Genomic DNA, 6,000 nt, shown 5'->3' on the forward strand with positions numbered 1-6,000 from the left:
AGATAGAGAAGAATGATGAATAACTTTTTTTGATTACTGATTCAAATTTAATACCTCAACATGAAATTACAACATTTCCTTCTTTTATGTTTTCTTGCTCTAACTGCATCTAAAGCCTATACACAAGAATATTCCGTTAAGGGAAACATTATAGATTCTTTGGGGGCCCCTATAGAAGGAGCACATGTACATACTTCCAAAATTTTTACTTTAAGTCAAGCCGATGGAAGTTATCATCTGTCCAATTTAGGAGAAGGTACCCATCAAATCCAAGTGTCTTATATGGGGTATGTAAGTGTAGATACCTTAATCAGGCTTTCAAAAGACAGGATACTTAACTTTCGGTTGAAGCCAGATACCTCCACTTTGGGAGAGGTGCTTATCCAAACTAGGGCTATAGAAAAAACCACCGTAAGTCGGGAAGTGGTCGATCAAGAATACCTCCAAAAAGAATTTACAGGCTCTTTGGCGAAAAGTTTAGAAAAGTTACCCGGCTTAAATGCTATGGAAATCGGCGCAGGAACTTCGAAACCTATTATTAGAGGTCTAGGCTTAAACCGAGTAGCTGTAGCTGAAAATGGTATCAAACAAGAAGGACAGCAATGGGGTGCAGATCACGGCTTAGAATTAGATGGCTTGGCGATAGAGAATTTAGAAATTCTTAAAGGCGTAGGCGCTATTGAATATGGTAGCGATGCGATTGGCGGAGTCATTAAAGTCAATAATACCAAATCCCCAAGAGCGAAAGGCCTATCAGGTCATGTAACTGCCTTAGGGAAATCGGTAAACAATACCATAGGCTCTTCGCTTAATTTAAACTATAAAGGCGATAAATTTTTCTATAAATTAAAACTGACGGGGATGGAGTACGGCGATTATTCTTTACCTACCGATACCATTTCCTACCTTAATTTTAAGATGCCTATCTATGAGGAGCAACTTAAAAATACCGCCGGGAAAGAATTAGATATGTATGCTCAAGTAGGCTATAGGGGAGAAAAACTAGAATCTCTGGTTAGCGTGAGTAATGTATATCAAAAATCAGGTTTTTTTCCAGGGGCTCACGGTATTCCTTCCATAGACAGGGTGCGTTCAGATGGAGATGAAAGAGATATAGATTACCCTTATCAACGTGTGAATCATTTTAAGGTCATTAATAATAACAAAATCTATTTTGATAATGATTACCTAGAAGTCCTGTTGGGTTATCAAAAGAATAAACGACAGGAGTGGAGTTTGTTTCATACCCACTACGCCAATCAGCAACCCCCAGCGGTAGATCCAAATTTAGAGTTGAACTTTGAGTTAGATACCTACGATGCTCAAGCCAAATACACCAAAAAGTTTTCTAAAAGTCATATTACGACCGTAGGTGTTCAAGCCAAATGGCAAGAAAATTCTATTGGCGGATTTAATTTTTTACTTCCTCAATATACCAGTAATAACTTTGCGGCCTTTGCTACTCACGAGTTTAAATACAGCAACAAATTATTGTATAGCTTGGGGATGAGGTACGATAAAAACAGCATCTCTATAGGAGAGCATTACGATCCTACTTTATACGATTATTTAATCGGGGCGGGACAAAGCGTAGAAGAGGCTTCTGCTTACGCGGAAAGAAGTCCGGATGTAGATAAAGACTTTGGCAGTTTTAATGTCATGGGAGGTGTGCGGTACGAGTTCAATCCTCAATGGACGCTAAATGCGAATGCAGGAACCAATTTTAGAATTCCTACAGCCATAGAACTCGGAGCTAACGGAATTCACCACGGTTCTTTTAGACATGAGCAAGGAGATGTCAATTTAGATCCTGAAAAAGGTTGGGTAGCCGATGCTAAACTGTCCTATGCCAAGAAGAGCTTTTCTTGGGCCGTCAACCCGTATGTTTATTATTTTTCTAATTACATTTATTTAAAGCCTTCAGGAAATTTTTCGGTCTTGCCACATTCGGGACAATTGTTTAAATACACGCAATCAGAAGCGCTTTTGTCAGGAATTGAGATGGAAGTAGAAAAAACATTTTTCTCAAAATTAAGAACTTTAGCCATTGCAGAATACTTGTATAATAAGCAAATTACATCCGATAGCTCTAAAAATTACCCCTTACCCTTTACACCCGCTAATAATTTGTTTTTAGAAGCAGGTTATACGCTGTTCAAAGAAAATAAAACCTTCCAAGGAGTAGAAGTTTATGCGAATGCACGCCTAGCGATGGAGCAGGATGAAATTGCTCAAGGAGAAAAAATAACTCCGGGTTACGAGCTTTTTGGAACAGGTCTTAGCGGGAGTATCCATATACAAAATGTAGAAGCTAGGTTCAACCTTCAAGTGACCAATTTATTTAATACCAAATATTTTAACCATACCAGTTTCTATAGACGATTAGAGATTCCAGAAATGGGAAGAAATATTCAACTTAATTTAACCATTCCTTTCGGTAATCGTTCGTGAAACTCCTAAAGCAACATATTAGTATAGGATTAACTATCGTTTTTTTAACGGTACAGTTTCTTACGTCTATACATTATGTTAGGGTAACGCACCTCTCTGTTCCAACTTACAAAGTGGAGCAAGAGCAAATGAGTGCTACCGCTTTAAAAATAGGACATTATTGTGACCATCTTCATTTCAAGTTTCATGAGTTCTTTTGGGTAGAAAACGAGATAGGTATAGACTTTAAAAACTTAAGTTTTGTTTATCAAAACTCTTATTATTTGGATAGCCCCAAACAAGAATGGAAGTTTATATTTTATACCCGAGGACCTCCAGTTTGGGAACAGATAAGTTAATACACCAACCCATTGCTTTTTAAAAAGCTAGAAAAAATATAAAAACAAAAACATACTAGTAAGACCTCAAGGATAAATCCTAAAAGGCATAGACAATTTTAAAAATAACAATATGAAGAATTATAAAATAGTAACATTAATCGCTTTAGTAAGCCTAATCTTTACCTCTTGTAGTAGTGATGATGATAATGGAGGATTAGACAACCAAGCGCCTGTTATCACCATCAATGAACCTACTTTAGAAGAAGTGTTTAACGTAGGAGGAGAAGTGCATTTAGATATTGATGTAGAAGACGATAAAGAGTTAGCTTCCTATAAGATTGATATTCACAATAACTTTGACGGTCACGATCATGGAAGATCTACTAGTGCGGCAAATGTAGAGCCTTGGTCTTTTTCGCAGTCTTTCGAAATTGAAGCCGGACTTACTAGTTTTAATATTCACGATCATTTAGAAATCCCACAAAATATTGCAGAAGGAGAATATCATTTAGGAATTTTTGTAGTAGATGCTGCAGGAAACCAAAGTGAAGCTTTTGTAGAAATTATTGTAGGAGAAGCACATGGTGATGATGATCACGAGATGAGTATTACCCATATTTCTGTAGCTAATGTAGTAGCGGGTGAGACTTTAGAGGCGCACGCAGATCTTCAAGCAGAGCATGGTATTCAAACCGTATCTATAGAGATCCACGGTCATGATTTAACCCCAACAGCAGATCAAATCGCTTGGGAATTTGATCAAAACAATACCTCTTATTCAGGAACTACAGCTGAGTTGCATGAAGATATTTCAGTGCCAGCTAATGCTGCTCCAGGGGATTACCATATGAGTATTGTGATGATAGATGAAGATGGAAATTCGCATGCAGAAGGAGTTCATTTTGAAGTATTGTAAGTTTTCTAAAAAATATCTTTTTAAAGCTGATAAGAACTAAGGCTTATAGAAAAAACCTCACGTTAATCGTGAGGTTTTTTATTTCCAAAAACAGGCACAGATCCTAGCGAGAACGTCTATCCTTTAGCTTTAAATAAAGATTCTCCACATGAAACTTTACCTTTGCAAAAAAAACCTATGCTATACGTTAACCAAATTTCATTTGCCTACGAGGAACAAAAGACCTTACATGAGATCAGTTTTAGCTTAGAAAAAGGAAGCCATGTAAGTGTTATCGGAGAAAGTGGTTGCGGAAAAAGTACCCTGCTTAAGGCGGTGTATGGACTTATAGATCTGCATAGCGGAGATATATTTTGGGATAAGGATCAGATTTTAGGTCCTGCTTATCACCTTATTCCGGGGCACCCTCAAATGAAATATTTACCTCAAGAATTTGAATTGATGCCCTATATTTCCGTAAGGCAAAACATTGAAAAATTTCTAAGTCGTCAAAAAGCAGCCTATAACCAAGAACGCGTAGACGAATTGCTACAAGTTATCGATATGCAAGCTTTTGCAGAGACCCATGTAAAGAAGCTGAGTGGCGGACAAAAACAACGGGTAGCTCTAGCGCAAGTTTTAGCGAAAGAACCCCAATTTTTATTATTAGATGAGCCTTTTAATTTTATAGATAATTTTAGAAAGAATAAACTCCGTCGGGACCTATTTAATTTTCTCAAAAAGAAACAGATCACCTGTTTGTTTGCCACCCACGATAGCAATGATATGTTGGGGTTTTCAGATCAAGTTTTAGTGATGAGAGAAGGTAAGCTCATCGCCAAGGATACTCCGCAGCAGCTCTATCAATCTCCACCCAATGCCTATGTTGCTTCTCTTTTTGATGAGGTGAACGTGCTAGATACTAGCCTTTTTAAGAAGGGGTTAGAAAGCCAATCCGTACTTCTATATCCTCATGAATTACAGCGATCCGCTCAGGGCCATCTAGAAGTTCAAATAGAGCAGAGCTATTTTAATGGATCGACCTATATGATTATCGCTAAAGCGGAAAAAAACGAACAACAAATTCTTTTTCATCATCCAAAAGCCATTTCTGCCGGAACCCGAATAAGTCTTCAAGTAGATGAAGAACTTCTAAAAAGAAGAATGGGGTCTTAATGATTTTTTCTTGGCACTTTGGCCGGAGTCGAGAAACCTGACTGTCATTTCGAAGGACGAAGGACTGAGAAATCTACTTCAACAGAAATTCAAGGTGTTATTTAAAAAGATATTTCGACTCCACTGCGCTACGCTCAATATGACAGTAAGCGATTGTCATTCCGACAAGCTTGTCATTTCGATATTGTTAATTCAAAATCACAATTAATTTTCGATAGGTCGAATGTTTTTTGTTATCGCAAGAAACGACCTATCTAAAAATATATTGAAAATCAAGGAAGCAGCGAGGGCTAGAAAATGAAAAGCTGTTTGAGACCGACTGAGAAGGAGGATGAGTTCTTTTCATTTGTGGCTGTGGTTTCCGTAGGATTTTTTTATAGATTTTTAGTCAGTCTAGATTTTTGCTTCTTTTTAGCAATGAAAAAGAAGAAGAAGCTTTTCTAATACTTAAGCAATAGCAATGTAAAGGAATAAAAGAAGAGATTTTTTCCTTAAAATGAAGATTTCTAACTTCTATTCATGTTTTTACTTTTTCTCATTGCCAGAAAAAGTAACAAAAAAGTCTAGGCTTACGAATCTTACTCTAAATTGTATGTTTGTAATCTAAATTTTAGGAACTCACCCGATTACCATCGGTCTCAGACAACCTAAAATTTTACGCTTACTGCACTGCCAATTTTACGAGCAATTTTCGATAGGCCGTGTAATATTCATAATTATAAGAAACGACCTATCTAAAAATATAATGAAAATCAAGGAAGCAGCGAGGGCTAGAAAATGAAAAGCTGTTTGAGACCAACTGATAAGGAGGATGAGTTCTTTTCATTTGTGGCTGTGGTTTCCGTAGGATTTTTTTATAGATTTTTAGTCAGTCTTGATCTTTTGCTTCGTTTTGTATCAAGACAAATCGACTTTTAGAGATTCACGAATACTTAAGCAATAGTAAAGTGAATGAGTAAAATGAAGGAATCATTAATGTAATTTCTATTAAAAAAGTAGAAGTTTGATTTCTATTCATATTTTTACTTTTTCCCATCGCCGGAAAAAGTAACAAAAAGGTCTAGGCTTACGAATCTTACTCTAAATTTATCGTTCGAGGTCTAAATTTTAAGAACTCACTTCGTTCAAACAGCTTAAAATTTTACGCCCTTTTCAGCT

4 protein-coding genes are annotated in these 6,000 nt (G+C 36.7%); all 4 read left to right on the plus strand.

Features of this window, described 5'->3' with window-relative positions:
• The first annotated feature begins 60 nt into the window (after positions 1–60).
• The 4 genes from FT986_RS06190 to FT986_RS06205 all read left to right on the plus strand — a co-directional run bounded on the left by FT986_RS06190 (position 61) and on the right by FT986_RS06205 (position 4,842).
• The gene (locus FT986_RS06190; RefSeq protein WP_147864332.1) at positions 61–2,451 is read left to right on the plus strand and encodes a TonB-dependent receptor domain-containing protein; all 2,391 of its coding nucleotides are present in this window, start codon (positions 61–63) and stop codon (positions 2,449–2,451) included.
• Positions 2,448–2,789: a hypothetical protein gene (locus FT986_RS06195; RefSeq protein WP_147864333.1), complete on the plus strand. Its 342-nt coding sequence runs from the start codon at positions 2,448–2,450 to the stop codon at positions 2,787–2,789. Before FT986_RS06190 ends, FT986_RS06195 begins: the two co-directional genes overlap by 4 nt.
• 112 nt (positions 2,790–2,901) lie before the next feature.
• Entirely contained in the window at positions 2,902–3,687 is a 786-nt protein-coding gene (locus FT986_RS06200) for a DUF4625 domain-containing protein (RefSeq protein ID WP_147864334.1), read from the plus strand.
• 177 nt (positions 3,688–3,864) lie between these two features.
• Positions 3,865–4,842, plus strand: a complete 978-nt coding sequence (locus FT986_RS06205; protein ID WP_147864335.1) for an ABC transporter ATP-binding protein — start codon at positions 3,865–3,867, stop codon at positions 4,840–4,842.
• Positions 4,843–6,000: the final 1,158 nt, after the last annotated feature.

The organism is Mesonia sp. K4-1 (assembly GCF_008017825.1).
Classification (GTDB): domain Bacteria; phylum Bacteroidota; class Bacteroidia; order Flavobacteriales; family Flavobacteriaceae; genus Mesonia.

Coding starts and splice junctions, on each gene's coding strand:
- FT986_RS06190 (WP_147864332.1), top strand. CDS start 61: ATGAAATTACAACATTTCCTTCTTTTATGTTTTCTTGCTCTAACTGCA.
- FT986_RS06200 (WP_147864334.1), top strand. CDS start 2,902: ATGAAGAATTATAAAATAGTAACATTAATCGCTTTAGTAAGCCTAATC.
- FT986_RS06205 (WP_147864335.1), top strand. CDS start 3,865: ATGCTATACGTTAACCAAATTTCATTTGCCTACGAGGAACAAAAGACC.